The following is a 26,211-nucleotide window of genomic DNA, read 5'->3' on the forward strand; positions in this document are numbered from 1 at the left end:
TCCGTCGTCGGCAGCGTCAGATGTGTATAAGAGACAGGTATGGGAGCTGACGGCTCGGTGCACCGCGCACTCGGGCACCGGGCTGAGTCCGAACTGGTTCCGAAGGAGGACGCCTGTGACTACAGCACGCGAAGCAATGACCGCCGGTGCGGAGTGCATCGGCGAGAACGACACCATCCGTGAGGCCGCCCAGCGACTCAAGGAGCTGCAGGTGGGCTCGCTGCCGATCTGCGGGACCGACGACCGGCTCAAGGGCATGGTCACGGACCGTGACATCGTCATCAAGGTCGTCGCCGAGGGACTCGACCCCGAGTCGACGACGGCGGGCTCACTCGCCGAGGGCAAGCCCGTGACCATCGGTGCGGACGACTCCCTGGAAGAGGCGCTGCGCACCATGAGCGAGCACCGGGTGCGGCGCCTCCCGGTGATCGACGGCCATCAGCTGGTCGGCATGCTCAGCCAGGCCGACCTGGCGCGGGCACTGCCCGACGATGCGGCCGGCGACCTCGTCAAGGCCATCTCGGAGGGCTGAGACGCCGGTCGCGACGACGCTCGGCGTCGCGACCGGCACCGGCGGTGGGCCTGGGCAGCACGACGGCGCGCCCCCACCGCCGGTGCCGTCGCGCGCCGGCGTCCGCGTCGACCATCGCCCGTCGGGCCCTGACGGCGTTGCGGGCGGTGGTCCCGTTCGCGCAGGGCTTGTCAACGGGCTCGGCAGGGGAGTCCACTGAGATCGCATCTCCACGTGGTCGTGAAGCAGTCCGCGGCCCTGGGTTCCGACAAAGGAGCACACGTGCGATCGCTTCGAAGGATCCCGCTCGTCGGGGTGGCGGTGGCCGCCCTGGTGACGAGCGCCGGCATCGCCTCCTCGGCGGCCGGCACCAGCGGTGGGAGCACCGCGCTGCCCGGCAGCCTGCCGACCTGGGCCACGGCGGCCCACCGGGTCGGCCCGGCCAGTGGTTCACAGCGGGTCGGATTCCGCGTCTACCTGCGCAACCACGACGCCGCGGGCGCCATGGCGTACGCCCGTGCCGTCTCGACCAAGGGCAGCGCGCTCTACGGCAAGTTCCTCACTCCCGCCCAGTTCCGTGCCAGGTTCAGCCCGACGGACGCCGACGTCGCGCGGGTCGAGTCGTGGCTGCGCAGCCAGGGCTTCACGGTCGGCGTCGTCCCCGACAACAACAAGTACGTCGAGGCGGTCGGCACGGTCGCGGCGGCGTCGACGGCGTTCCACACCTCCTTCGCGACGTTCCGCTACAAGGGCCAGACGATGCGGTCGAACACGTCCGCCCTGTCGGTGCCCTCCGCGCTGAGCTCGATCCAGGGAGTGATCGGGCTGGACGAGTCGGCCAACCTCGTCCACACCGACGCATCGCCGCCCGCGGGGTTCCGCAACGCCCCGCCGTGCTCGCAGTACTGGGGCCAGAAGACGATCTCGAACACACCCACCCCCGACGGCACGGTGCTGACACCCGGCCCGTGGTCGGACAACGCGGCCGGCACCGTGACGGCCCACTCCGTCACGGCCTTCGCCCCGTGCGGGTACGCCGGTACCCAGCTGCAGGGCGCGTACGGCCTGACCGGGGCGATCCGCTCGGGCAACGACGGGACGGGCGTGACCGTGGCCGTCATCGACGCCTACGCCTCGCCGACCGTCGTCAACGACGTGACCGAGTACTCACGCCGGCACGGTCTCCCGCCGATCGCCGGGCACTTCAGCCAGGTCGTCGCACCGGGCACCTTCGTCCGCCCGCAGAACCCCCGACAGGACCCGGAGGGCTGGAGCGGCGAGGAGACCCTGGACATCGAGGCCGTGCACACCATGGCCCCGGGTGCAGACATCGTCTACGTGGGCTCGCCGAACAACTACCGCGACCTCGACGCCGTCATGAACAGGGTGGTCGACCGGCACCTGGCCGACATCGTCACCAACTCCTACGGGTACGCCGGCGAGGCGCTGCCTCCCGGCTACGTCAAGCCGCAGGAGGACACGTACATCCAGGCGGCAGCGGAGGGCATCAGCCTGTTCTTCTCCTCGGGCGACAGCGGCGACGAGACCTTCGGCGACGCCTCCGCCACGCCGAGCCCCGACTGGCCGGCGTCGAGCCCGTGGGTCACCGCGGTCGGCGGGACCTCGATGGGCGTGACGCAGGCCGACACCCGCCTGTTCGAGCTCGGCTGGCAGACGGGAACCAGCACGTGGAGCAGGACGACGTCGTCGTGGGGACCGCTGTCCTACCTCTACGGTGGCGGCGGCGGGACCAGCCGGCTGTTCGCCCAGCCGTGGTACCAGCAGGGCGTCGTGCCGAACAGCATCGCGACCTACCACGGGACCGCCCCGGCGGCGCGCGTCGTCCCTGACGTCTCGGCGCTCGGTGACCCGAACACCGGGATGCTCGTCGGGCAGACCCAGCGGTTCTCCGACGGCACCTACTACGACGAGTACCGGATCGGGGGCACGAGCCTGTCCTCGCCGCTGTACGCGGGCATGTTCGCCCTGGCCGTCCAGAACCACGGCAGCTACGGGCTGGCGAACCCGGCCCTGTACGCGGCCCGCACCGTGTCGTACGACGTGACGAAGAGCCTCCGCTCGACGTACCCGGGAGCCATCCGGGTCAACTTCGTCAACTCCGAGAACGGCACCGACGGATACACCTACATCACCCGCACCTTCGACTGGGACGAGCCCCTGACGATCCACGTCAGGCCCGGCTACGACGACGTCACCGGTGTCGGGTCACCTGCCGGAACCGCCTGGTTGAGCGCGGTCAGCGGCTACGGAGGCTGAGCCTGCGACCGGGTCACCCGGTCGCCCTCGGAGGGTCCGCCGCTCAACCCGAGCGGCGGACCCGCCCTCCGGCCGGGAAGTCGGGCTAGGTTCGTGAGCATGGTCGACGAAGCTGCGGCCGTGAGGCCGACCACCGTTCCCGATGTCGTCATCGTCATGGGGGTGTCCGGCAGTGGCAAGACGACGGTTGCCAAGGGCATCTCCACCGTCATGGGGTGGGAGTTCGCCGAGGGGGACGCGTTCCACTCGGAGGCAAACGTCGCGAAGATGCGGAGCGGGCAGGCGCTCACGGATGCGGACCGCTGGCCCTGGCTCGAGTCGATCGGCAGCTGGATCAGCGCCAAGGAGGCGGCGGGGGAGTCGGCCGTCGTGACCTGCTCGGCGCTGCGCCGCGCCTACCGCGACCTCCTGCGTCGCGACCGCCCGCACGTGCGCTTCCTGCATGTCACCGCCGCCCCGGACGTCATTCGCGACCGCATGGAGCATCGTGCGGGGCACTACATGCCGGCCTCACTCCTGCCCAGCCAGATCGCGACGCTCGAACCGTTGGACGACGACGAACCGGGTACCACGGTGACGAACGAGGGCACCGCAGCCCAGGTGCTCGCCCGAGCCCTGTCCGCCCTCGGTCTGCGAAAGGACACCACGGCATGATCCTGCACCCGACTACTGCACCCCAGTCCTTCGTCCTCGCCCTGCCGGCGGATCCCCCGAAGGTGCCCTACGCGGGTGACGGGCAGCTCGTCGCCGCCTGCATCCTCGGCATCCTCGCCGTCGTCCTGCTCATCACCGTCGCCAAGGTCCACCCCTTCCTGTCGCTCATGCTCGGCTCGGCCGTCCTCGGCGCCGTGGCGACCATGCCGCCGGGCGACATCGTCGCGAGCTTCCTCGACGGCTTCGGCAGCACGGCCGGCTCCGTAGGCGTCCTCATCGCCCTCGGGGCCATGATCGGCAAGCTGCTCGAGGACTCCGGCGGTGCCAATCGCATCGTGTCGACCATGGTGGGCCGCGTCGGGCCCGGGCGGCTGCCGTGGGTCATGGCGGCGATCGCAGCGATCCTCGGCCTCCCGCTGTTCTTCGAGGTCGGGGTCGTCCTCCTCGTCCCGGTCATCATCCTCGTGGCCCGCCGGACCGGCCTGTCCCTGATGCGCATCGGCATCCCCGCCCTCGCCGGACTGTCCGTCCTGCACGGTCTGGTGCCACCGCACCCGGGACCGCTGACGGCGATCGGCCTCCTGAACGCCGACCTCGGCCGAACCCTGCTCTACGGCATCATCATCGCCATCCCGACGGTCATCGTCGCGGGGCCCGTGCTCGCCCGCTACGTGGATCGCTGGGTCCCCAAGTTCGTCGACACCGAGACGCGAGTTCCGGTGACGGTCGCGAGCGGCGCCGGGGCCGCAGGGGTCGGGGATCGGCGCGAGCCCGAGGGCGTCCGGGCCGGCGGGGATCCCGCACGGCCGGGCCCCCAGGCGGCACGAGGCGCGCCGGGCAACGAGGATGCCGCGCGCACGGCCCGGCGGACCGGGCCCGTCGCCACGTTCGACGACCTCGAGGCCCCCTTGGCGCCGGGCCGGCGACGGGTGTCCTTCGGCGCCGCCATCGTCGGCATCACCCTGCCTGTGGCGCTCATGCTCATCGACGCCATCACCAAGCTCCTCGTGACCGACGCGAAGAGCGGTGTCCGCAAGGTCGTCGACTTCTTCGGCACCCCCACCGTCGCCCTCCTCATCGCGGTCCTGTTCTGCTACCTGGCGCTGGGCCTGCGCTCCGGCATGACGAAGGAGGAGGCCAGCGGGTCGGTGGGCGCGAGCCTCCCGCCGATCGCAGCGATCATCCTCATCGTCGCCGCCGGTGGCGGCTTCAAGCAGACGCTCATCGACGCCGGCGTCGGCAACGTCATCAAGGACTGGGCCACCGGGGTCAACATCTCCGTGCTCCTGCTCGGCTGGCTCGTCGCCGTGCTCATCCGGCTCGGCACCGGGTCGGCCACGGTGGCGACCATCACCGCGGCGGGGATCGTCGGCCCGCTCGCGTCCACGCTCAGCACCAGCCACCTGGCCCTCCTCGTCCTCGCCATCGGGTGCGGCTCGCTGTTCTTCAGCCATGTCAACGACGCCGGGTTCTGGCTCGTCAAGGAGTACTTCGGCCTGACGGTGGGGGAGACGATCAAGTCGTGGTCCGTGATGGAGACCGTCATCTCGGTCGTCGGCTTTGCGCTGGTCATGGTGCTGAGCATCGTCGTGTAGCTCCCATGCCTCGGGCTCACCACAGGTGCGAGGTCCCGTGGGCGATGTTGTAGTACATGCCGATGTGCGTGTAGAAGTTCATCGCGCCGAACAGGAGGAAGACCGCGCCACCCACGAACCAGGAGCGAACGGCCCAGAGCAGCAAGGCTGCTCGGTCGGTGAGCTGGGCGACGGCGAACAGCAGCGCACCGATCGCGACGATGCCCCACAGGCCGCCGAGGAACAGCGCCTCGAGAAGCGGCAGGTGGCCGACGCGTCCACTGATCGGCTCCTCCGGCGGAGCGGCGCCGAGCTGGAAGCGGACGAAGGTGATGGCCAGCACGCCCATCGCCAGGCCGAGCGCGCCCACGAAGACGGCGACCGGCTTCAGGGCCCGCAGGGCCGCCGTGCCCGCCGCATCCGCATCGCCTGCGAACAGCGTCCGGTGACGCCACAGGTAGACGGCCGCGAACAGGAGCAGGGCACCGAAACCAGCCGCGGGCTGGCCGAAGGCGATGTTGGCGTACTCGAAACCGTCACCGCCGAACGGCCAGGTCACGGTGGTGTGCAGCCCGAGCACGAGAAGGAGCAGTCCCGTGACGCCGAAGAAGGCGGCCCACCCCTCGCTGTCGATGCGCTTGCCGCGGATGAGATGGACCAGGAACCAGGCGAAACCCAGTAGCCCGGCTCCGGCGCTGATGGCGACCAGCTCGTTGTAGACGATCATGTCGTCCGTCCTCCTGTCTTCGACGGACGGGGACTCGGCCGTCTGTCGTTGCGTTGTCTGTCGTGGTGTCTTCTGCGTTGCAATTCCTGTTGGGGCGGTTGGGTGCCCGCGGTGCGGGCACCTCTGTGGCCGAGCGCAACTCGGTCAGCGACGGTGTGCATGCGTCTCCGCCCGGGCCGCGCGACGGTCCGCCTCGACCCGCTGCACGGGGGGATCGTCGCGGGTCGCGTCGATGACGCCGACGACGAACCAGGCGACGACGAAGACGATGGCGATGACGGCCGGGACGAGTGCCTCGCCGGGGGTCATGATGGGCTCCTTCCTGGTGAGGACGTCCCTCACCATTATCGCTACAGTAGGTGTAGCGATAATGGTCTCTCATTTGTTCCCGGAAGGAGCGGCATGACGCCTGCACGCGGTCGACCCCGCGACCCGAACACGGACCGCCGGATCGCCGGGGCCGCCCTGGAGCTGCTGCAGGAGCAGGGGGCCGATGGTGTCCACATCGACGCCGTCGCGTCCCGGTCCGGTGTCGCCCGCACCACCGTCTACCGGCGGTACGAGAACCGGGAGGCGCTCATGGGGGCGACCCTCGCCCTGCTGGGCGACGCGCCCGTGCCGGCGCCGGACCTGCCCGTCGAGGCGAAGGTGCGCTGGGTCCTCGAGCAGGCGCTCGACCTCGTGGAGAGGCAGCTCGGCCGCGGGGCGGTCGCGTCCGTGCTCGCCGACTCGGACCCGGCGTTCAGCGCGGCGCTGCGAGCCCTCCTCGTGGCCCGGCTGGAGTCACTCCAGGTCGAGATCGACGCGGACATCGCGGCCGGCCGGATCCGACCCGGCACCGACGGCGAGGCGCTCGCCGGCCTCGCCTTCGGTGCCTACCTCGGGGAGCTGCTGCAGCACGGCCGGGCTCGGCGCGGGTGGGCCGACCGCGTGGTCGACCTGTTGATGCAGGGCCTTCGTCCGCCGTCCGCCTGACCGCCGCGGCCTCCGGCCGGCGCGGTGAACTTCTGCGGATGCCCTCTTGACGGCGGCTGCACCGGGGTCGACACTGTGTCGAACCGGTTCGACAGAAAGCGAGAGGTGAATGACGACCATCGGGGACGTAGCCCGGCACGCGGGTGTCTCGCGCAGCACGGTCTCGTACGCCTTGTCCGGCAAGCGGACCATCTCGCCCGACACGCGCCAGCGGATCGAGCAGGCGATCACGGAGCTCGGGTTCACGGTGAACGCCGGGGCCCGCGCGCTCGCGACGTCGCAGACGATGGTGCTCGGGCTGCTCCTGCAGTTCCACCAGGACGAGTTCGCCCCGGCGATGCTGCAGTACATCCTGCCGATCTCCACCCGGGCTCGCGAGCTCGGCTACGACATCCTCATGGTCACCGACCCGGACGGGGAGTCGGCCATCCACCGGATCGCCGACTCCAACATGGTCGACGGCATCGTCCTGCTCGACGTCACGGCCGCCGACCCGCGGCTACCGGCGCTGCGCTCGGTGGCGAAGCCGAGCGCACTGATCGGCCTGCCCCGCGACACCGCTGGTCTGGACGTCATCGACCTCGACTTCGGCGAGGCGGCCCGCATGCTCGTCGACCACCTGCACGAGCGCGGTCATCGCGAGCTCATGCTCATCGCGCCTCCGCTCCACGTCGTCGAGCGTGGCGGCACGTACGCCTGGCGCTTCCGCGATGCGGCCGTCGAGCGGGCGGCCCGCTACGGCCAGCAGATCCACGTGTACCACGGCGAGTCCCGGGGTCCGGCGATCGCCAGCACCGTCAACGGCATCCTCGACGCGCACCCCGGCGCGACAGGGCTCATCGTCCACAACGACGCCACGATCGCCGCCTTGCCGGCCATCCTGCGTGACCGTGGGGTGCGCGTCCCGGAGGACCTCAGCGTCGTCAGCCTGTACTCGCGCGACTTCGGCGAGGAGTTCTCCCTCCCGTTCACGGCTGTCGAGTCGGCCGCCGCCGAGCTCGGCAACAGGGCCGTCTCGCAGCTCATCGCCCGGATCACGAACGCACCGGAGGCGGGCCCGCCCATCGTCCGGTTCGTCGCCCCGGTCCTGCGCGACCGCGGCAGCACCCGCTAGGCGGCCTCCATCGCCGACCCCTTGCCGGTGACGTCGGTATCGAACCGGTTCACCACCACTCCAACCACAAAGATGTGAAAGGACAGCACATGCGCACCACACCACCGGTCCGGCGGACGTCAGGCATCCTCCTCGCGACAGCCGTGGCCGCGTCCCTCGCGGCCTGCGGCGGTTCGGCGGGCTCAGCCTCCCCCTCCGGCGGGCCTTCCGCGGCGGTCACGACGATCGGCTTCTGGGACCCCTACCCCCAGTACGACGACACCTCGGACTGGGCCAAGTACGTCCAGGCGTGTGCGCCGGCGGGCGCCACCATCAAGCGGACCGCTGCCCCCAACACCGACCTCATCAACAACCTGACCACGGCCGTCCGCGAGGACCACGCCCCCGACGTCGTGTTCCTCGACAACCCGGCGGTCCCCGAGGCGTCGGCCTCCGGGCTGCTCGTCCCGATCGACCAGGTCGGCATCACGGCGACGGACGCCGACGCCAACCTCGCCGGGCCGGGCACGGTCGACGGCAAGACCTACGGTGTGCCGATCGGGGCCAACACGCTCGGGCTCTACTACAACAAGGCCGTCCTCAAGGACGCAGGCGTCGACCCGACGAGCATCACGGACTGGCCCAGCCTCAACGCCGCGCTGCAGAAGGTCACGGCCGCGGGACACAAGGGCATCACCTTCGCCGGGCTGCCCGGCGAGGAGGGCACGTTCCAGTTCCTGCCGTGGTTCTGGGGGGCCGGCGCGAACCTCAAGGACGTGGGCTCGGCGCAGGCCACGCAGGCAGGCCAGCTCGTCTCGGACTGGGTCGCCAAGGGCTACGCCCCGAAGTCGGCCACCACCGACAACCAGTCGGCGTCGTGGGACCTGTTCCTCACCGGCGACTACGGTTTCGCGGAGAACGGCTCGTGGTTCGCGGCGGCGGCCGCGAAGCAGAAGTTCCCCATCGCGATGATGCCGATCCCCGGCAAGGGCGGTCAGGCGGCGCCCGTCCCGACCGGGGGCGAGTTCGGTGTCGTGCCGCTGCACAAGGACAACAGCTCGGGCCACTACGCCGCCGCCAAGCACGTCATCAGCTGCCTCCTGGGCGCGGACCAGCAGATCAAGACCGACAACATGCTGGGCTACTTCACTGCCAGCAAGGCCACGCGCGAGAAGCAGATCGCGTCCACACCGGTCTACAAGCCGTGGGCCGACGCGATCAACAGCGCCCAGGGCCGCACGACCGACCTCGGGACGGACTACCTCAAGACGTCGGCGGCGCTGTCAGAAGCGGAGCAGACCGCCCTCAACGCCGCCGGCGACTCGGCCAAGGTGGCCGAGGCCTTCAAGACCGCCGCCCAGGCGGCGCAGGGCTGAACCCGCCACGGGGTGGGCGGCAGCGTCCGCCCACCCCGAGCACCAGCAGCAGGAGTTCCCCATGAGCCAGCACACCGCGACACCCATCCAGCAGGTCGGACAACGGGCCACGCCGACAGCCGACCGCACCGCATCGCGCCCCCGAGGGCGCCAACGGCGCCGGCAGCGGGTCGCCGGGATGCTCTTCGTCGCCCCCATCGTCATCTACCTGGTGGTCTTCTACGCCTACCCCCTCGTCGTCAACGTCTCGATGAGCCTGCGGCGCTTCACCCGGGCGACGTACGTCACGGGCGAAGCGCCCTTCGCGGGGCTGGACATCTACAAGCAGGTCATCGGCTCGCCGCACTTCTGGCCGACGGTGCAGCACACCGCCGTCTTCGTCGTCGTCTCGCTCGTCTTCCAGTACGCGATCGGCCTGGCGCTGGCCACCTTCTTCTACCGCAGCTTCCCGCTCTCGACCGTTCTGCGTGGCCTGTTCCTCGTGCCGTGGCTGCTGCCGATCATCGTCTCGGCCACGACGTGGCAGTGGATGATGGACGCCGACTCGGGGATCCTCAACCGCCTGCTCGGGGTGGTCGGCATCGACCCGGTCTGGTGGCTCAACGCCGACAACTCGTTGTGGGCGGTGACCCTGGCCAACATCTGGCTCGGCGTGCCCTTCAACCTCGTCATCCTCTACTCCGGGCTGCAGAACATCCCCAAGGACCTGTACGAGGCCGCAGAGCTGGACGGGGCCGGACCCTGGCGGCGGTTCCGCTCGATCACCTTCCCGCTGCTCCGACCGGTCACGGCGATCACCCTGCTGCTCGGGTTCGTCTACACCCTCAAGGTCGTCGACATCATCTGGATCATGACGACCGGCACCGGGTCGTCGCAGACGCTCGCCACCTGGGCGTACGGCATGGCCTTCGGCAAGGGGACGTCGGCCGTCATCCAGTACTCGCAGGCGTCGGTGGTGGGGACGATCCTGCTCCTCACGGCCCTGCTCATGGGTCTGGTCTACCTGGCCGTGCAGCGGCACGAGGAGGCCTGAGGTGCGAACCGTCGACCGCAGGTGGTGGAAGACCGCCATCGGCCTGGTCCTGACCGCCGTGATGCTCTTCCCGCTCTACTGGATGGTCAACGTGTCGTTCACGCAGCGTCAGGCCATCCGGCAGGGCGACCTCGTCCCGCGGGCGTTCACGCTGGACAACTACGCCGTCGTCCTTCGCGACCAGCTTCCCTACCTCGGGACCAGCCTGCTCGTCGGGGTCGGCACGGTGGCGCTGACGCTGGTCATCTCCGCGCCCGCCGCCTACGCCCTGTCGTCCCTGTTCGTCCCCGGGCGTCGCCTCTTCAACTTCGTGCTCATCGTCGCGCAGATGGTCCCGGCCGTCGTCATGGCGCTCGGGTTCTACACCATCTACGTCCAGCTGGGCGTCCTCGACACCGTCCCGGGACTCGTCATCGCCGACTCGACCATCGCGATCCCGTTCGCCGTCATGCTCTTCGAGACGTTCATGGCCGGCATCCCGCGCGAGCTGCTCCAGGCGGCTGCCGTCGACGGGGCGTCGAGCTGGGCGACGTTCCGCCGCGTCGTGCTGCCCATCTCGCGGAACGCGGCCGTCACGGTCTCGCTCTTCGCCTTCCTCTGGGCCTGGTCGGACTTCATCTTCGCCTCCACCCTGAACCGGGAAGGCGGACGGCTGAGGCCGATCACGATGGGCCTCTACGACTACATCGGCTCCCAGAACCAGGAGTGGGGGCCGCTCATGGCGACGGCGGTCGTCGCCTCGATCCCGACCGCAATCCTCCTCGTCGTCGCCCAGCGGTACGTCGCCGCCGGCGTGACGGCGGGAGCCGTCAAGGACTAGGACCAACGATCTCGATGCCCCCCCGCGACTCCACGACCCTCAGCGGCCGCGACCCCCAGCCTTCGGCGCCGGCCGAGGACCTCGGGTTCGACGTCCGGGAGATCCCCTTCTCCCGGCGTGGCAGCTGGCTCAACCTCTCTCCGGTGACGGCCCTGCACCGGACGACCGACACCATCCACCTCGTCTCGCACCGCAACGGGTTCCACGGCGTCCTGGCCCTGAGCCCCGAGGTCGACGGCACGCCCGTCGACGCGGAGTGGGTCGCAGACCCCGCGCGCTTCACCTGGCGGAGCGAGCACGGCACCGTGGACGCGGCCTTCGCCGGGGACGACGTGCTGCGGCTGCGCGGGGTGGGGCTGGCCCTTCGTGTCGCCGACGCCGCGGCGGCACTGACGCCGTTCACGGGCACCTACCTGTTCACCGACCCGAGCGACGGCGCAGCCGTGTTCACCAGCTACGAGACCGGGCACCGCTACCGGGTCCGCGTCCTGCACGGCGCCTGCGACACCGAGGGGGCCGAGGCGCTGGGGACGGCGTCCCGCTCGGTGCTCGTCGGCGCGGACGGCGAGCCCTGGGAGGCCGAGGTGCGGGAGGCGACGTCGCAGCAGACGTCCACCGCCGGCCCGTCGTTCGAGGAGGTGGTGAGCGCCTCGTGGACGGACTTCCGGGAGTACCTCGACGCCGTCGCCCCCTGGCGCGACGAACGGACCCCGGCCGCGGCCCGCGCAGCCTACGTGCTGTGGTCGGCCACCGTGGCGGGCAGCGGGCTGCTCCGCCGGGAGTCCGTGCTCATGTCCAAGCACTGGATGGACAAGCTGTGGAGCTGGGACCACTGCTTCAACGCCCTGGCCCTGGCGCCGGGAGCCGTGGACGCCGCCGTCGACCAGTTCCTCGCACCCTTCGACCACCAGGACACCTGCGGAGCGCTGCCCGACTCCGTCACCCACTCGGAGGTGCTCTACAACTACGTCAAGCCGCCCATCCACGGGTGGGCCCTCCGGCGGCTGCGCGCCCGGAGCGAGCGCGCACTCACCCGCCCCGAGCTCGAGCAGATCCACACGGGCCTGGCCCGGTGGAGCAGCTTCTGGCTGGACCACCGCCGCCGGCCGGGGCACGAGCTGCCCTACTACCAGCACGGCAACGACAGCGGCTGGGACAACGCGACGACCTTCGACGTGGACCGCGTCGTGGAGGCGCCGGACCTCGCTGCCTTCCTCGTCCTCCAGCTCGACGTGCTCGCCGAGCTCTGCGACGAGCTCGGCCACCCGTCCTCGGAGTGGCGGGGCGCTCGTGACCGGCTGCTGGCCGCCCTCCTCGAACAGCTCTGGACCGGAAGGGAGTTCATCGCGCGCGGGGTGCTCTCAGGTCGGGCGAGCACGTCGACCAGCCTGCTCAACCTGCTGCCCCTCGTCCTCGGCCCATACCTGCCGGCAGAGATCCGTGACCGGCTCGCGGCTCGCGTCGAGGAGCACCTCACCGAGCACGGGCTCGCGACGGAGCCGGTGACGTCGGCCCGCTACGAGGACGACGGCTACTGGCGTGGGCCGATCTGGGCGCCGTCGACCGCGCTCATCGAGGACGGACTGCGCGTCAGTGGAACGACCGAGCTGGCCGACACCGTGAGTGCCCGGTTCCGCGCGCTGTGCGAGCGTTCCGGTTTCGCCGAGAACTTCGACGCCCGCAGCGGCGCCGGCCTGCGGGACCGCGCCTACACGTGGACGGCCGCGGTCTACCTGCTGTTCGCCGCCGACCACGTCCGAGGGTCTGCCGCCTGACACGCCCGGGCTCCGGCGCGGTCGTCAGGCGAGACCGACCAGGACCTGCGTACGGCGGGCGCCCGCCGGCCTCCCCGTGCCCAGCGGTGCACTCGACGGTGCGATGGGTATGTCGACCTCGTTCCGTTGGCGACCCGTAGGGAGCACGACCATGACTGACAACGTGAGCTCGACCCTGACGGACCTGTGGCGCTCGATCGTGCTGTTCGCCCCGAAGTTCGTGGCCTTCCTCGTCATCCTGCTCGTCGGCTGGCTCATCGCCAAGGCGATCGGCAAGGCGGTCGACAAGGTGCTCGAGCGGGTCGGCTTCGACCGCGCCGTCGAGCGCGGCGGCATCGAGAAGGCCTTGGCGCGCAGCCGGTACGACGCGTCCACGATCGTCGGCAAGCTCGTCTACTACGCGCTGCTGCTGTTCGTCCTGCAGCTGGCGTTCGGGGTCTTCGGGCCGAACCCGATCAGTGACCTGATCACCGGAGTGATCGCGTTCCTGCCCAAGGCGATCGTAGCGATCATCATCGTCGTGGTGGCCGCGGCCATCGCGGCCGCGGTGCGTGATCTGATCGGAACGGCGCTGGGGGGCCTGTCCTACGGGCGCGTGCTGGCCACCATCGCCAGCGTGTTCATCCTGGGTCTGGGGATCATCGCGGCGCTCAACCAGGTCGGCATCGCCACCACGGTCACGACCCCGGTGCTCATCACGGTGCTCGCCACCATCGGCGGCATCCTCGTCGTCGGCGTCGGTGGTGGGCTGGTGCGCCCGATGCAGTCACGCTGGGAGCAGTACCTGGAGCGGATGTCCCACGAGTCGGGCCGCATCCGTGAGCAGGTGCAGCAGTCGTCGCGTCGCGAGCAGGCCGGCGCGGTCCGCGACCCGTACGACCCGTACGACCCGTACGAGGCGCCGGCCGGCGCCGGTGCAGCCGGCTCGTCCTCGTGGTCCTCCACGGTCGACGACGAGGTCCCGCCGCCCACACGCTCGCAGGCGAACGACGACGTGTACCAGGCTCGGCCCGCCGGGGGCTCGGCGCCCGCTGGGGGCTCGACCGAGGTGTACGGCACCGAGGGTGGGTACGATCCCCGGCACTGAAGGCACAAAAACCCCCTCGTGCGGTCGTCGGGGGTGGCGAGAGGTCCGAACGCCGGCAGGTGGGCCGGCGCGTCTGCGGCGGGGAGCGCTCCCGAGCCCACCGTCGTACGTACGGCCCTCGTGACCGTCTCGGCCGTCCACCCTCGCGGTCCTCGAGCCACGGCGCCGGACTCCCGGGACCGTTCCCGCCGTCGCGGTACGGCGGTATGCGGCTCGGGGGAGGTGGCGCCGGGGCGACGCTCTCCTCCGGCCATTCGGCGACGACGATCGCCTCGAACTCGGCCCGGACCAGGTCCGGGTCCGAGCAGACCAGCTCGAGGAACCGGTCCGCGTCGGTCCGAGTGGTGCTGTGGTCACCGACGCCGGAACACGGTGAGGTGGCTCGCAGCAGCATGTCGACACCTCCATCAACGCCTCGACGCTGCGGATGCTCGTTCATCGACCCGATCCCGGGGAGTGGGATCTCTGGTGCGTGGACTAAATCTCATATAGCACTCGGCATCGAGCGGTGGCAAGAGGGCCCCGGGGGTGCTTCGGGGTGGCGCACAGCGCGCCGGCGGGCGCGCCCGGGCGGGTTGGTCACCCGGCCCGAGCGCACGCCCCGCAGGTCATTCCGAGACGCCGTCCCAGGCCTCGAAGTGGACGACCTCGGCGGCCTGACGCAGCGATGTGAGGGTCTCCTCCTTCACCGGCACGTCGGTGTCGGTGACGACATAGCCCAGCTCACCGTGCGTCGCGAGGGACTGCCCGACGATGTTGGCGCCGGCTTCGGCAAGCCGGTTGTTGATCGAGGCGAGCACGCCCGGCACGTTCCGGTGCAGGAGGGCCACCCGGAAGGCACCCTCGCGTGGCGCCGGCGCCACCTGGGGCAGGTTGACCGACAGCGCGGTGGCGCCCGTGGCCAGGTAGCCGGTGAGCTTGCCCGCCACGAACGAGCCGATCTCCTCCTGCGCCTCCTTCGTCGAGCCTCCCACGTGCGGCGTGAGGATGACGTTGTCGAGCCCGCGCAGGGGCGAGTCGAACGGGTCGCCCTGGGCCTTGGGCTCGATCGGGAACACGTCGATCGCCGCGCCCGACAGGTGCCCGCTGAGGATGTGGTCTCGCAGGGCCTGGTCGTCGACCACCATGCCGCGCGAGGCGTTGATGAACACCGAGCCGGGCTTCATCCGGGCGAACTGCTCGGGCCCGAACAGGCCGGCGTTCCCGGGCCGGCCGTCGACGTGGATGCTGACGAAGTCGGACTCCTCGAGCAGCTCGTCGAGCGAGCCCATGCGGCGCGCGTTGCCGTGCGCGAGCCGGTCGGCGGTGTCGAAGAAGACGACGCGCAGGCCGATGGCCTCGGCGACGTTGGACAGCTGCGTGCCGATGTTGCCGTAGCCCACGATGCCGAGCGTGCGGCCACGCGTCTCGTAGGCGCCCTTGGCCGACTTGTCCCAGATCCCGTCGTGCATCCGCTGGGTCTTCTCGGGGAGCCGGCGGGCCAGCGCGAGGATCTCCCCGATGACGAGCTCGACGACGCTGCGCGTGTTGGAGAACGGGGCGTTGAAGACGCCGATGCCGAGCTCGGTCGCCCGCGTCAGGTCGACCTGGTTGGTGCCGATGCAGAAGCAGCCGATGGCGCGCAGGTCGGGGGCCGCGTCGAGGACCGCGCGGGTGACCTTGGTGTTGGACCGGATCCCGAGCACGGCGACCCCCTGCAGGGCCTCGACGAGCTCGGCCTCGTGCAAGGACCCGGGTCGGACCTCGACGTCGAACCCGTGACGGCGGAACGTCTCCGGGGCGACGGGGTGGACGTTCTCCAGCAGCAGTACCTTCACGCTTGTCTCCTCTGGCCTCCCGTCAGCGCGGGACGGCCGTACTCATGGTGCTGTCGGTCTCAGGGTGCCCCAGCCGGCGGCCGGGACGTGGTCTCGTGCGCCCGGTGAGACGGGCTCGAGCCCGGGCGCGGGAGGGTGCAGGGTGCGGGTCAGCAGCTCCCCGGTGTGCTCGAGGTGGCGGCGCATCGCCGTCTCGGCGTCGGCTCCCCGGCGGTCGAGGATCGCGGCGACGATCGGTTCGTGCTCGGCACAGATCTCCGGCAGCGTCCGCCCGGCTGCGGTGGTCGGCGGGCCGAGCAGGGCCGTCGTGGCTCGCAGTCGGTCGATGATCGCGGCGGCGCGCTGGTTGCCCCCCGCCCGCATCAGACGGTCGTGCAGGGTGTGGTCGGCGACCCAGAACCGGTCCTCGGCCGTCGTCGCCGCCGTCATCGCCTCGAAGGCTGCACGGATGCCGGCGTGCTCGGCCTCGCCGCCGTGCTCCGCTGCACGGCGGGCCGCGACCGGCTCGAGCGCGAGACGGATGTCGATGATCTCGTCGATGTCGTGGGCCTGCGGGGTCAGGACCCGGAACCCGCGGTTGCGGTTGATCTGCACGAGGCCGGCCTCCGCCAGTCGCAGCAGCGCCTCACGGACCGGGCTGCGGGACACCCCGAGGAGGTCCGCGAGCTGGTACACGGAGTACGTGTCGTCCGGGACGAGCTCGCCGGCGATGATGCCCGCGCGCACGGCGTCGACGACGGCGTCGGCAAGAGAGGACGCGCCGTGCGGGAGGGACAGCCGGACCATGAGTAACATGTTACCCATGGTCGAACCCTCCGCCGACGTGGTGTCCGCCCTGGCCGGCGCCGGGCTCGAGGTCCGGGCGGACGCGGGGACCCGCAGCATGTACGCCTCGGACGCCTCGTTGTACCGCATCCCACCCCTGGCCGTCGTGCGCCCACGTGGCGTCGAGGACGTCGCTGCCACCCTCGCCGTGGCCCGCGAGACGGGGGTCCCCGTCACCTCGCGAGGCGCCGGGACGTCCGTGGCGGGCAACGCCGTCGGACGCGGCGTCGTGCTCGACTTCTCCCGGCACATGAACCGGGTGCTGTCGGTGGACCCCGACACGCGTACGGCGGTGGTGGAGCCGGGAACGGTCCACGCCGTGCTGCAGCGGGCGGTCGCCCCCCACGGTGTCCGGTTCGGGCCCGACCCCTCGACGCACCCGCGCTGCACGATCGGGGGGATGATCGGCAACAACGCGTGCGGCTCGCGGTCCCTGACGTATGGGCGCACCTCCGACAACGTGGCGGCTCTCGACCTGCTGACCGCGGCCGGCGATCTTCTGTCCACGGGCTACGACGAGACGGGCGACCCGTTCGCCCGGGGCGCCGACGCCGTGGTGTCCGGCCTGCGGACCGTCATGTCCCGCCACCTGGCGACGGCGCGCACCGAGCTCGACAGGTTCGACAGGCAGGTCTCCGGGTACGCCGCGCACCACCTGCTGCCCGAGCGGTTCGACCTCACCCAGGCGTTCGTTGGCTCGGAGGGAACCCTCGGGGTCATCACGCGGGCCACCGTGAGACTCGTCGTCGACGCGCCCGTCCGCGTCGTCGTCGCCCTCGGGTTCCGCGACATCGTCGCCGCCGGGCGGGCCGCGCCCGCAGTCGTGGCGCACGGGCCGACCGCCTGCGAGGGGCTGGACTCCCGCCTCATCGACGTGCTGCGCGCTCGCCGCGGCCCGGACGCGATCCCTCCGCTGCCGCGAGGGCGGGCGTGGCTGTTCGTCGAGCTCGCCGGCGACGAGCTGGGCGAGGTCGCGGCCCGGGCGCGACGCCTGGCGGGGGAGGGGCTCGCCGACGACGCCGTCATCGTCGAGGACCGCGCGGTGCAGGCACGCCTGTGGCGGATCCGCGAGGACGGCGCCGGGCTGGCCGGACGCGCCCCGTCGGGCAAGCCGGCCTGGCCCGGCTGGGAGGACGCGGCCGTGCCGCCCGAGCGCCTGGGGGACTACCTCGCCGCCTTCGACGAGCTCGTCGGCTCGTACGGCCTGACGTCGGCGCCGTTCGGCCACTTCGGCGACGGCTGCATGCACGTCCGGCTCGACGTGCCGCTCGACCGGCCCGACGGGACCACCGTGCTGCGCGAGTTCCTCACCGAGGCAGCGCGGCTGGTCGGTGGGTTCGGTGGCTCCCTGTCGGGTGAACACGGCGACGGACGGGCCCGGTCGGAGCTGCTGCCCCACATGTACTCGGCCGACGCGATCGCCCTGTTCGGCGGTATCAAGCACGCCTTCGACCCGGAGAACCTGCTGAACCCCGGCGTGCTCGTCGACCCGGACCCCCTCGACCGGGACGTGCGACCCGCGGGCCGGTTCCCGCTCCATGGCCTGGCCATGGCCTACCCGCACGACGACGGCGACCTCGCCCAGGCGGTGCACCGGTGCACGGGCGTCGGCAAGTGCCGTGCCGACAACGCGGCGGCCGGCGGTGTCATGTGCCCCTCGTACCTGGCGACGCGGGAGGAGAAGGACTCCACCCGGGGCCGCGCCCGCGTCCTGCAGGACGTCGTGCGCGGCGAGCTGCCGTGGTCGCACCCGTCGGTGCACGAGGCGCTCGACCTGTGCCTGTCGTGCAAGGGTTGCGCGTCGGACTGCCCGACCGGCATCGACATGGCGACGTACAAGTCCGAGGTGCTTCACCAGACCTACCGTCGCCGGCTGCGCCCTCGCTCCCACTACACGCTCGGCAAGCTGCCGATGTGGGCCCGGCTGGCGGGCCGCGTACCGGGGCTGGCCAACCGGGCGCTGACGCTCCCCGCGCTCGGCCCGGTGGCGCTGTGGCTGGCGGGCGTCGACCGACGCCGCTCGATCCCGGCGTTCCCCCGGCGTCCCTTCCGGCGCACCTTCAGGTCGGAGGCCTCGGACCTGAAACCCGTTGTGCTGTTTGCCGACTCGTTCACCGACGCGTTCTCACCAGAGGTGGCCGACGCGACCGTGCGAGTGCTGCGCCACGCCGGGTACGAGCCGCGGCTGCCGAGCCGCTCGGTGTGCTGCGGCCTCACATGGATCACCACCGGGCAGCTCGACTCCGCCAAGGGCATCCTGCGCCGGACCGTCGCGGCGCTCGCGGCAGATGCGCGCGCCGGTGTGCCCATCGTCGGGATCGAGCCGTCGTGCACGGCGGTGCTGCGCTCGGACGTCCACGAGCTGCTCCCCGGCGACGAGGACGCAGCCCTGGTCTCCTCCCAGGTCCGCACGCTCGCCGAGCTGCTCGCCCAGACCCCGGGCTGGACCGGTCCCGATCTCACCGGGACGCAGGTCATCGCCCAGCCTCACTGCCACCACCATGCCGTGCTCGGCTGGCAGACGGACGCCGACCTGCTCGCCGCCACCGGCGCGACCGTGCAGACCCTGCCGGGGTGCTGTGGGCTCGCCGGCAACTTCGGCGTCGAGGTCGGCCACTACGACGTCTCCCTGGCCGTCGCGAACCAGAACCTGCTCCCCGCGATCGACGCGGCGCCCGATGCCGTCGTGCTCGCCGACGGGTTCTCCTGCCGCACGCAGGTGGGAGACCTGCGGGACCGGCCCGCGCAGCACCTCGCCCAGCTGCTCGACCCGGCAGCGGCCGGGACGCCTGGGTCCGGGCCACGGTCGGGTGGCAGGAACCGCGCGTAGCCTGAGAGGTCCTCAGCCACCACCCACCGAGGGGGAGCGATGGACCGGACCCAGGCGGTGCTCGCACGACGTGCCGCGACCAGGGAGTGGCAGGAAGAGGTCTACCGGGACCTGCACGCCCACCCCGAGCTGAGCGGGCAGGAGGAGCGGACGGCCACCGAGGTCGCCCGCCGCCTCGGTGCCATGGGCTACGCCGTCCGCCGGGTCGGCGGCGGCGTCGTCGGCACGCTGGAGAACGGGGCCGGGCCGGTCGTGCTCGCCCGCGCCGACATGGACGCGCTGCCCGTCACGGAGCTGACCGGCCTGCCGTACGCGTCGAGCCGGACCGCGACGGACGCCACCGGGGCCGAGGTGGGCGTGTCGCACGCGTGCGGGCACGACGTCCACGTGGCCTGCCTCCTCGGCGCCGCCGACCTGCTCGCATCCGGTGCCGAGGCGTGGGCCGGCACCGTCGTCGCGCTCTTCCAGCCCGCCGAGGAGACCGCCGCCGGCGCGCAGGGGATGCTCGACGCCGGGCTCGCCGAGGTGATCCCCAGGCCCGACGTGGCGTTCGGCCAGCACGTCCTCGGACTCGAGGCGGGCACGGTCGGGACCGCGTCGGGCCCCGTCATGTCGGCGGGGGACAGCATCCGGATCACCCTGTACGGCAAGGGATCCCACGGGTCGATGCCGCACCTCGCCGTCGACCCGGTCGTCCTCGCGGCGTCGGTCGTCCTGCGGCTGCAGACCATCGTCGCCCGGGAGACCAGGCCGGGGGAGTTCGCCGTCGTGACCGTGGGCAGCAGCGTCGCCGGGACGAAGAGCAACATCATCCCGGACCAGGCGGTCCTGCTGGTCAACGTCCGGACCTACGACGAGTCGGTCCGCGAGCACGTGCTCGCGGCGGTCGAGCGGATCGTCCGCGCCGAGTGCGACGGTGCCGGCTCCCCCCGACCGCCGGTGTTCGAGTACTACGACCGGTACCCCCTGACGAGCAACGACGCCGGCGTCACCGCCGTCGTCACCGGGGCCTTCCGGGAGCACTTCGGCAGCGAGCGGGTCGTCGACCTGGGGCGGGTCACTGCCAGCGAGGACTTCAGCCGATTGCCCGACGCGTTCGGGGCACCCTACTGCTACTGGGGCATCGGCGGTTTCCCGGCCGGCGCGGACGCCCCGCCGAACCACTCGCCGTACTTCGCCCCGCTCATCCAGCCGACCCTCGACACCGGGACCGCCGCGCTCGTCGTCGCAGCCCTCAGCCACCTGTCCGACCCGGGCTGACGCCCGTCAGGAGGTGGCGCGCTGGTCGAGCCAGTTCTTCCCCAGGCTCGCGGCGGCCGACGCGAGGAGGACCGTGACGATGAACCCGAGCGACGTGGCGATGCCGATCTCCGGCAGCGGGATGGACCCCAGGTGGTCGATGTGCGACCCGTGCAGCGCCTCGATGATGAGCTTGGCACCGATGAAGGCCAGGATCGCCGACAGGCCGACGTTGAGGTAGATGAGGCGCTCGAGCAGCCCGCCGACGAGGAAGTACAGCTGCCGCAGCCCCATGAGGGCGAAGGCGTTGGCCGTGAAGATGACGAACGCGTCCTGCGTCAGGCCGAAGATGGCCGGGATGGAGTCGAGGGCGAAGACGACGTTCGCCAGCGCGATCGCCGACACCGCGATGACCAGCGGTGTCCAGTGGCGGCGGCCGTCCTGCCGGACCGAGAGCCGGTCGCCGTGGTAGTCCCGGCTCATCGGCAGGACGCGACGCATCGCGCGCAGCACCCGGTACTCGCCGAACTCGGGCTCGTCCTGCTCGCGCAGCAGCGTCACGGCCGTGTAGATGAGCAGGATGCCGAACAGGTAGAACGTCCACGAGGCCGCCGCGATGAGCGCTGCGCCGGCGAAGATGAACACGGCCCGCAGCACCATCGAGATGACGATCCCGAGGTAGAGGACCTTGTCCTGCGCGAAGGAGGGGACCGCGAACTTCGTCATGATGATGACGAAGACGAAGAGGTTGTCGACCGACAGGCTGTACTCGGTGATGTACCCCGAGAAGAACTCGGCGCCGGTGCGACCTCCCACGGTCAGGGCGAGCACGAGACCGAAGGCCAGGGCCAGGGAGACGTAGAAGGTCACCCAGCGGACCGACTGGCCCAGCGAGACCTCGCCGCCACGACGGGCGATGACCCGCAGGTCGACGTAGACGATGACCGCAAGGAGCGCGAGGGTGGCGACCCAGACGGGCACGGGGACAGCGCTGATCATTGAATCCTCCGGAGGTACGTGACAACTCCGGAGGTCTCCTCCGCCGAGCGAGTCGGCCCCGGACACCGGAACAGCCTGGCTGTTCGTGATGACGACGTCCGGATTCGGGAGTACTCCCCTCCACCGGGGGGCACGCTATCGCGTCGGCGCCCGCCGCTCAGCGGGTGTCCATGATCTGACCGTCCTCGTGCCCGTCCCCGTCAGGGCCTCGGGAGGACCGTGAGCACGCGCTCGACATGGGCACGGAACTCCTCCATGAAGGCGCGGAGGAACGACGCGGTGGTCTCGTCGTTGACCTCCCCGCCCGAGGCGAAGGCGTCGGGCCGGAACTGGACGTAGGCCTCGGGGGCCGTCATCTGCCGCGCGTTGCAGAAGCTCAGCACGGCGCGCAGGCTCTGCTGGGCCAGCGCGGTACCGATCGCCCCGGGCGACGCGCCGATGACCGCGGCAGGCAGGTGGTCGAACGAGTTCTGTCCCCACGGACGGGAGGCCCAGTCGATGGCGTTCTTCAGGGCGCCCGGGATGGACCGGTTGTACTCGGGGGTCACGAACAGGACGGCGTCGGCGGCGGCGATCGACGCCTTGAGGGTCCGCGCCTCGGGTGGGTAGTCGGCGTCGAAGTCGGGGCTGTAGAGGGGCAGGTTGCCGATCGGGAGCTCGGTGAACCCGAGGTCGGGCGGCGCCAACCGGATCAGCGCCTGGCTGAGGGTGCGGTTGATGGACGTGGAGGACAGGCTCCCGACGAAGTAGCCGACCGTGTACGTGCTCATGGCGTGCCTCCTGAGGTGGTGGTGGGGTGGTGGACGCGGTGGTGGTGCGGGGGTGGCGGTGTGGTGCGTCGGCGGCGACGACGCGCTCGGTGCTCCCTACCCGGTCGCGGGCACGTCATCCGGTTTGGCCGGTGGTAGAACACCTGTTCGACCGGGCTGCACAATGGTGGGGTGGCGGGCGGCATGAGGCGAGGGCGCGGGACCCCTTTGCGGGACCGTCCGGTCGTCGGTGCCGGGGCTGGCGCCGCCCCGGGCGGCGGTGCGGGACGACGTCACTGCTGGGTGGAGGGGCCCGCCGACCATCCCGGCCCCTGGCCCGGCGTGGTGGTCGAGTGGCGCCGCGACGCGGACGCGGGTGGCTGGAGCGCGCTCGTCGTCTACGTCGTCGCCGAGGCAGGGACGGTGACGACCGTCCAGGCCTGGGTGTCGGCGCGGTTCCTCCGCCCCGCCTGACCGGCCGCGGACGAGGCCGCCGGGCCGGCCGGTGGGGCGTGGCGCCGGGGACCACTCCGGCGGGCGGCCGTCCCCTGCTCGCGGTGTTCACTGGGGTGCATGACGACCCGACTGCTCCTGCTGGCCGACACCCACGTGCCGAAGCGCGCCAAAGGCCTGCCGGACCAGGTCTGGCGCGCCGTCGACGACGCCGACCTGGTGGTCCACGCCGGGGACTGGGTCGACGTCGCGCTGCTCGACGAGCTCCAGGCACGGGCCCGCCGGCTCGTGGCGGTCGTGGGCAACAACGACCACGGCTCCCTGCGGGAACGCCTGCCCGAGTTCGTCGAGGTGGAGGTCGAGGGGGTGCGCGTCGGCGTCGTGCACGAGACCGGTCCGGCGTCGGGGCGCGAGGAGCGGTGCGACGCGCGCTACCCCACGCTCGACGTCCTCGTCTTCGGGCACAGCCACATCCCCTGGGACTCGACCTCGGCGAGGGGGCTGCGGCTGCTCAACCCCGGGTCACCGACCGACCGTCGACGCCAGCCCTTCTGCACCTACCTGACGCTCACCGTCCACGACGGCGTGCTCGGGCCGGTCGTGCTGCACGAGATCGGGCGGACACCGGCACAGCCGGACGCCGCCCCGGACGATGCCCCGGACGATGCCCCGCACGCTGCCTCGGTTCGGGGGTCCGTCGGTTCTCGTGCGCGGGGCCGGTCAGGTGCCTAGCGTTGGAGCCGTCCACCCCGGGCGGCGAGGAGTCACGATGGCTGCAAGCACGGTCAGGTTCGAGTCGCAGACGGTGATCCACCGGCCCGCCGCAGAGGTCTTCGAGCGTCTGGCCGACCTGCCGGGCTACCGGCGCTGGCTGCACCACGGCGGCCTGTTCCGGGGGAGTGACCTGACGTCGGCGCTGCCGCTGGGGGAGGGCGCGACCTATGTCGACCGCACCTGGATGGGGCGCTTCGAGGGTGAGGTGACCGAGCTGGTGCCGCCGGTGCGGATCGCCTTCGACGAGACGTTGAGCTGGTTCGGGCGCCCGCTGACCCGGGCGCGGCCTGGCTACGTCCTCGAGGGCCAGGGGGATGTCACGACGGTCCACCACGTCGCGGTCGCGGAGCTGTACGGCGTGATGCGGCTCCTGCTGCCTGTCGCGCGGTGGCTGGTCGACCGGGAGCGCAGCCGCACCCTCCGGGCGCTCGAGCGGTCCTTCGCGACCGACCAGCGCCGGCGTCAGCGCCAGAACTCGGCGAGCGACTCGGCGAGGTCCCGGCCCTGGGCGTAGCCTCCTCGCGCGGCCGGCAGACGCGTCGACGGATCCAGCGCGTTGGCGTCGAACACGGCACCGGCGCGGGCGTCCGGGAAGACGGTCTGCACCGAGCTGCCCGCTGCGCGCAGCTCGGCGACCTGGCTGGCCAGGTCCATGCCCCACTCCAGTGGCATGCGGGACCGGCCGCCGAAGGGTGACAGGACCAGCACCCGCCCGTACCCGGCCGCCAGGTCGGCGTTCTCGCTGCGTCGGTAGCCGCCGTTGAGGTACCGGTTCTCGCCGATGCGGTAGGGCGTCATGGCCGAGGTGCTGGCCGCGACGGCGTCCACCAGCTCGACTCCGCTGTAACGGTCGAAGAGGACCGGCTCTCCGGTGCGCGCATCGACGGCCGTGATGAGCACCGGTTGCTGCGGCCAGTGCCGGCTGGGCAGACGCGCGGCGACGACGTCGCGCCAGCGGGCCGCACCGGCGCCGTCGGACGCATCCGCCTCGAGCGCCGCGGCGCCCATCCTCCGGCGCATGTCGGCCGGGTCCTCGGCAGAGGCGATGATCCGGTCGGACCACTCCAGGTAGCTCGGGCCCGAGACGCCGGGAGCGCGTCCCCTCCCCGCTCCGCGGCTGCCGGCCCGCGTGGGAGGCGTCTCCGCGAGGATGGCGGCGTACAGCTCGGCAGGCGGGATCCCGCTGGTGATCTGGGCAGCGACCGTCGACCCTGCGGAGGTGCCGACGACGAGGTCGGCCTCGGTGACGTCGACGCCGGCATCGGACAGGCCGGCGACGAGGCCGAGCTCCCAGGCATTGCCGGCCGCTCCGCCTCCGGCGAGGACCAGGGCACGAGTCACGATCGCTCGCACGCTAGCAGGCCGGGAAGGACCAGGCAGCAGGTGGCGTCCCGGATGACGACCACCATCCACTCGCCGGCCGAAACGGCACGCACGCAACCACCGCCCCGGACGTGGTCGTGGTCGTCATCTCGAACAGCAGCCGGGAGGGGGCGCACCTGGCATGGGTCCACAGCGGGCGCTCCCTCGGGCATCCGCGTGGTCGGCCGGACCGGTTCACTGCAGCGGGAACGGCGGCTGGGACCACGACGGCTGCGGTTCGACGCTCACCTGCTCGACCCACTTGACCCACCAGAACCCCCGCCGTCCGGCCGCCACCAGCCTGACCGGGGCGCCGTGCCCGGGCGAGAGGGGCAGCCCGCCGACGTGCGTCGCGAGCAGCAACCTCGACGCGTCCTCGGACGGGAAGCGCCGGGTGTAGCCGGTCACCGAGCGCACGGCGATCGACCCGGGGTCGGGCGTCCCGAGCAGGGTGTCCAGCCGGACACCGCGCCACGTCTGCTCGGCCCACCAGCCGCCGGTGCAGTCGAGGATCGCCGACTGCGTCGCGTCACCCAGCCTGAGCAGGTCGGCGTGGGAGAGCCGCAGCACCGGCTCGCCGGGCCGGCTGACGAGCAGCTCGTAGGCGTCCGGGTCGATGCGGGGCACACCGTCGGTGAACCACTGGGTGACCGGCATCGCGGAAGGAGCGCCCGAGCCGACCTCGTAGGACCCTGTCCCGCGGCGACGAGCCCCCGGGAGACGGGCCGCCGACGTGACGGACGCCAGCGCCCCGTACGCCAGGGCCGCGGTCCCGCCGACGGCGATCGCCCTCAAGGCCGTTCGGCGGGAGAGGTCGGTCGCGCGAGGCCGCTGCCATCGACGGACCACGTGCACCAGTGCGAGCGGTGCCGCCACGAAGGCGGCGGCGACGTGCACCGTGAGGGCGCTGACCCCCGCGACCTCGAGCGGGCCGAGCGTGGCGTGCACGACGCCGGCGAGCAGGCAGACGGCGACGGCCACGGCGAACGCCACCGCGAGGGCGTGCCCGCGTCGACGACGCAGGCCGCGTCGCACGATCACCGCCTTCCACGGGCTGAGGGCGAGGATGCCGAGCCCGAGGACGCCGTGGACCACGGTGACGGCCCTCGACGCGGGGCCCTCGACCCCGAAGGCCAGCCAGCCCGTCGCGAAGGCCGCCGCCAGGAGCACGAGGAGGCCGAGGTTGGTCCGTCGGCTCGGCCGGGACGACACCGCCATCAGACCCTGTCTCTTATACACATCTGACGCTGCCGACGACGGA

The 26,211-nt window shown here is 71.7% G+C and carries 24 protein-coding genes; 16 read left to right on the forward strand and 8 right to left on the reverse strand.

Features of this window, described 5'->3' with window-relative positions:
- Nucleotides 1–115 precede the first annotated feature (115 nt).
- The 4 genes from ACR9ZK_RS10350 (at nucleotide 116) to ACR9ZK_RS10365 (ending at nucleotide 5,037) form a co-directional block, all read left to right on the forward strand.
- Nucleotides 116–532, forward strand: a complete 417-nt coding sequence (locus ACR9ZK_RS10350) for a CBS domain-containing protein (RefSeq protein ID WP_481341818.1) — start codon at nucleotides 116–118, stop codon at nucleotides 530–532.
- Nucleotides 533–793: 261 nt separating this feature from the next.
- A complete protein-coding gene (locus tag ACR9ZK_RS10355; RefSeq protein ID WP_481341819.1) occupies nucleotides 794–2,788 on the forward strand; it encodes a S53 family peptidase in 1,995 nt (664 codons plus the stop codon).
- A 99-nt stretch (nucleotides 2,789–2,887) separates the two neighbouring features.
- Nucleotides 2,888–3,442 (forward strand): gluconokinase, encoded by a 555-nt coding sequence (locus tag ACR9ZK_RS10360; protein WP_481341820.1) that lies wholly within the window; start codon nucleotides 2,888–2,890, stop codon nucleotides 3,440–3,442.
- Nucleotides 3,439–5,037 carry a GntP family permease gene (locus tag ACR9ZK_RS10365; protein WP_481341821.1) on the forward strand — a complete coding sequence of 533 codons (1,599 nt, stop codon included), beginning with the start codon at nucleotides 3,439–3,441 and terminating at the stop codon, nucleotides 5,035–5,037. Before ACR9ZK_RS10360 ends, ACR9ZK_RS10365 begins: the two co-directional genes overlap by 4 nt.
- Nucleotides 5,038–5,053: 16 nt before the next feature.
- Here ACR9ZK_RS10365 and ACR9ZK_RS10370 read toward each other — a convergent pair whose 3' ends face one another.
- Together ACR9ZK_RS10370 and ACR9ZK_RS10375 are read right to left on the reverse strand one after the other, a co-directional pair.
- On the reverse strand, nucleotides 5,054–5,743 hold the full coding sequence (locus tag ACR9ZK_RS10370) for a DUF981 family protein (protein WP_481341822.1): 690 nt from the start codon (nucleotides 5,741–5,743) through the stop codon (nucleotides 5,054–5,056).
- 144 nt (nucleotides 5,744–5,887) lie between these two features.
- Entirely contained in the window at nucleotides 5,888–6,052 is a 165-nt protein-coding gene (locus ACR9ZK_RS10375; protein ID WP_481341823.1) for a hypothetical protein, read from the reverse strand.
- Nucleotides 6,053–6,145: 93 nt separating this feature from the next.
- On the opposite strand from ACR9ZK_RS10375, the gene ACR9ZK_RS10380 reads away from it, so the two are divergent.
- From ACR9ZK_RS10380 to ACR9ZK_RS10410, 7 genes are all read left to right on the forward strand, one after another.
- Complete coding sequence (locus tag ACR9ZK_RS10380; RefSeq protein WP_481341824.1) at nucleotides 6,146–6,718, forward strand: TetR/AcrR family transcriptional regulator; 573 nt, start codon at nucleotides 6,146–6,148, stop codon at nucleotides 6,716–6,718.
- Nucleotides 6,719–6,827: 109 nt separating this feature from the next.
- Nucleotides 6,828–7,832 carry a LacI family DNA-binding transcriptional regulator gene (locus ACR9ZK_RS10385; protein ID WP_481341825.1) on the forward strand — a complete coding sequence of 335 codons (1,005 nt, stop codon included), beginning with the start codon at nucleotides 6,828–6,830 and terminating at the stop codon, nucleotides 7,830–7,832.
- Between the two features lie 89 nt (nucleotides 7,833–7,921).
- A complete protein-coding gene (locus tag ACR9ZK_RS10390) occupies nucleotides 7,922–9,187 on the forward strand; it encodes a sugar ABC transporter substrate-binding protein (protein WP_481341826.1) in 1,266 nt (421 codons plus the stop codon).
- Between the two features lie 61 nt (nucleotides 9,188–9,248).
- Nucleotides 9,249–10,220, forward strand: coding sequence for a carbohydrate ABC transporter permease (locus ACR9ZK_RS10395; protein WP_481341827.1), 972 nt, complete (start codon nucleotides 9,249–9,251; stop codon nucleotides 10,218–10,220).
- A gap of 1 nt (nucleotide 10,221) precedes the next feature.
- Nucleotides 10,222–11,040, forward strand: coding sequence for a carbohydrate ABC transporter permease (locus ACR9ZK_RS10400; protein WP_481341828.1), 819 nt, complete (start codon nucleotides 10,222–10,224; stop codon nucleotides 11,038–11,040).
- A gap of 14 nt (nucleotides 11,041–11,054) precedes the next feature.
- Nucleotides 11,055–12,815 (forward strand): amylo-alpha-1,6-glucosidase, encoded by a 1,761-nt coding sequence (locus ACR9ZK_RS10405; RefSeq protein WP_481341829.1) that lies wholly within the window; start codon nucleotides 11,055–11,057, stop codon nucleotides 12,813–12,815.
- A 151-nt stretch (nucleotides 12,816–12,966) separates the two neighbouring features.
- Complete coding sequence (locus ACR9ZK_RS10410) at nucleotides 12,967–13,902, forward strand: mechanosensitive ion channel family protein (RefSeq protein ID WP_481341830.1); 936 nt, start codon at nucleotides 12,967–12,969, stop codon at nucleotides 13,900–13,902.
- A gap of 608 nt (nucleotides 13,903–14,510) precedes the next feature.
- Here the strand turns inward: ACR9ZK_RS10410 and serA are convergent.
- A complete protein-coding gene (serA, locus tag ACR9ZK_RS10415) occupies nucleotides 14,511–15,719 on the reverse strand; it encodes a phosphoglycerate dehydrogenase (protein WP_481341831.1) in 1,209 nt (402 codons plus the stop codon).
- A 42-nt stretch (nucleotides 15,720–15,761) separates the two neighbouring features.
- Entirely contained in the window at nucleotides 15,762–16,523 is a 762-nt protein-coding gene (locus tag ACR9ZK_RS10420) for a GntR family transcriptional regulator (RefSeq protein WP_481341832.1), read from the reverse strand.
- Between ACR9ZK_RS10420 and ACR9ZK_RS10425 the strand changes: the two genes are divergently transcribed.
- Both ACR9ZK_RS10425 and ACR9ZK_RS10430 read left to right on the forward strand, forming a co-directional pair.
- Nucleotides 16,522–19,374: an FAD-binding and (Fe-S)-binding domain-containing protein gene (locus ACR9ZK_RS10425; protein ID WP_481341833.1), complete on the forward strand. Its 2,853-nt coding sequence runs from the start codon at nucleotides 16,522–16,524 to the stop codon at nucleotides 19,372–19,374. The two genes, ACR9ZK_RS10420 and ACR9ZK_RS10425, sit on opposite strands and share 2 nt — an antisense overlap.
- 39 nt (nucleotides 19,375–19,413) lie before the next feature.
- Complete coding sequence (locus ACR9ZK_RS10430) at nucleotides 19,414–20,634, forward strand: amidohydrolase (protein ID WP_481341835.1); 1,221 nt, start codon at nucleotides 19,414–19,416, stop codon at nucleotides 20,632–20,634.
- A gap of 6 nt (nucleotides 20,635–20,640) precedes the next feature.
- Here the strand turns inward: ACR9ZK_RS10430 and ACR9ZK_RS10435 are convergent, their stop codons facing one another.
- Together ACR9ZK_RS10435 and ACR9ZK_RS10440 are read right to left on the reverse strand one after the other, a co-directional pair.
- Nucleotides 20,641–21,612 (reverse strand): TerC/Alx family metal homeostasis membrane protein, encoded by a 972-nt coding sequence (locus ACR9ZK_RS10435; protein WP_481341836.1) that lies wholly within the window; start codon nucleotides 21,610–21,612, stop codon nucleotides 20,641–20,643.
- Nucleotides 21,613–21,812: 200 nt separating this feature from the next.
- Nucleotides 21,813–22,382 carry an NADPH-dependent FMN reductase gene (locus tag ACR9ZK_RS10440; protein WP_481341837.1) on the reverse strand — a complete coding sequence of 190 codons (570 nt, stop codon included), beginning with the start codon at nucleotides 22,380–22,382 and terminating at the stop codon, nucleotides 21,813–21,815.
- Between the two features lie 282 nt (nucleotides 22,383–22,664).
- On the opposite strand from ACR9ZK_RS10440, the gene ACR9ZK_RS10445 reads away from it, so the two are divergent.
- From ACR9ZK_RS10445 to ACR9ZK_RS10455, 3 genes are all read left to right on the forward strand, one after another.
- Nucleotides 22,665–22,835 carry a hypothetical protein gene (locus tag ACR9ZK_RS10445; protein ID WP_481341838.1) on the forward strand — a complete coding sequence of 57 codons (171 nt, stop codon included), beginning with the start codon at nucleotides 22,665–22,667 and terminating at the stop codon, nucleotides 22,833–22,835.
- 99 nt (nucleotides 22,836–22,934) lie between these two features.
- The gene (locus ACR9ZK_RS10450; RefSeq protein ID WP_481341839.1) at nucleotides 22,935–23,546 is read left to right on the forward strand and encodes a metallophosphoesterase family protein; all 612 of its coding nucleotides are present in this window, start codon (nucleotides 22,935–22,937) and stop codon (nucleotides 23,544–23,546) included.
- 37 nt (nucleotides 23,547–23,583) lie between these two features.
- Nucleotides 23,584–24,102, forward strand: a complete 519-nt coding sequence (locus ACR9ZK_RS10455; RefSeq protein ID WP_481341840.1) for an SRPBCC family protein — start codon at nucleotides 23,584–23,586, stop codon at nucleotides 24,100–24,102.
- On the opposite strand, the gene ACR9ZK_RS10460 is transcribed toward ACR9ZK_RS10455, so the two are convergent.
- Together ACR9ZK_RS10460 and ACR9ZK_RS10465 are read right to left on the reverse strand one after the other, a co-directional pair.
- Nucleotides 24,051–24,929, reverse strand: coding sequence for a patatin-like phospholipase family protein (locus ACR9ZK_RS10460; RefSeq protein ID WP_481341841.1), 879 nt, complete (start codon nucleotides 24,927–24,929; stop codon nucleotides 24,051–24,053). The two genes, ACR9ZK_RS10455 and ACR9ZK_RS10460, sit on opposite strands and share 52 nt — an antisense overlap.
- Nucleotides 24,930–25,145: 216 nt before the next feature.
- Nucleotides 25,146–26,189 (reverse strand): molybdopterin-dependent oxidoreductase, encoded by a 1,044-nt coding sequence (locus ACR9ZK_RS10465; RefSeq protein WP_481341842.1) that lies wholly within the window; start codon nucleotides 26,187–26,189, stop codon nucleotides 25,146–25,148.
- Nucleotides 26,190–26,211 lie beyond the last annotated feature (22 nt).

Source organism: Monashia sp. HAY1-5C (genome assembly GCF_056755255.1).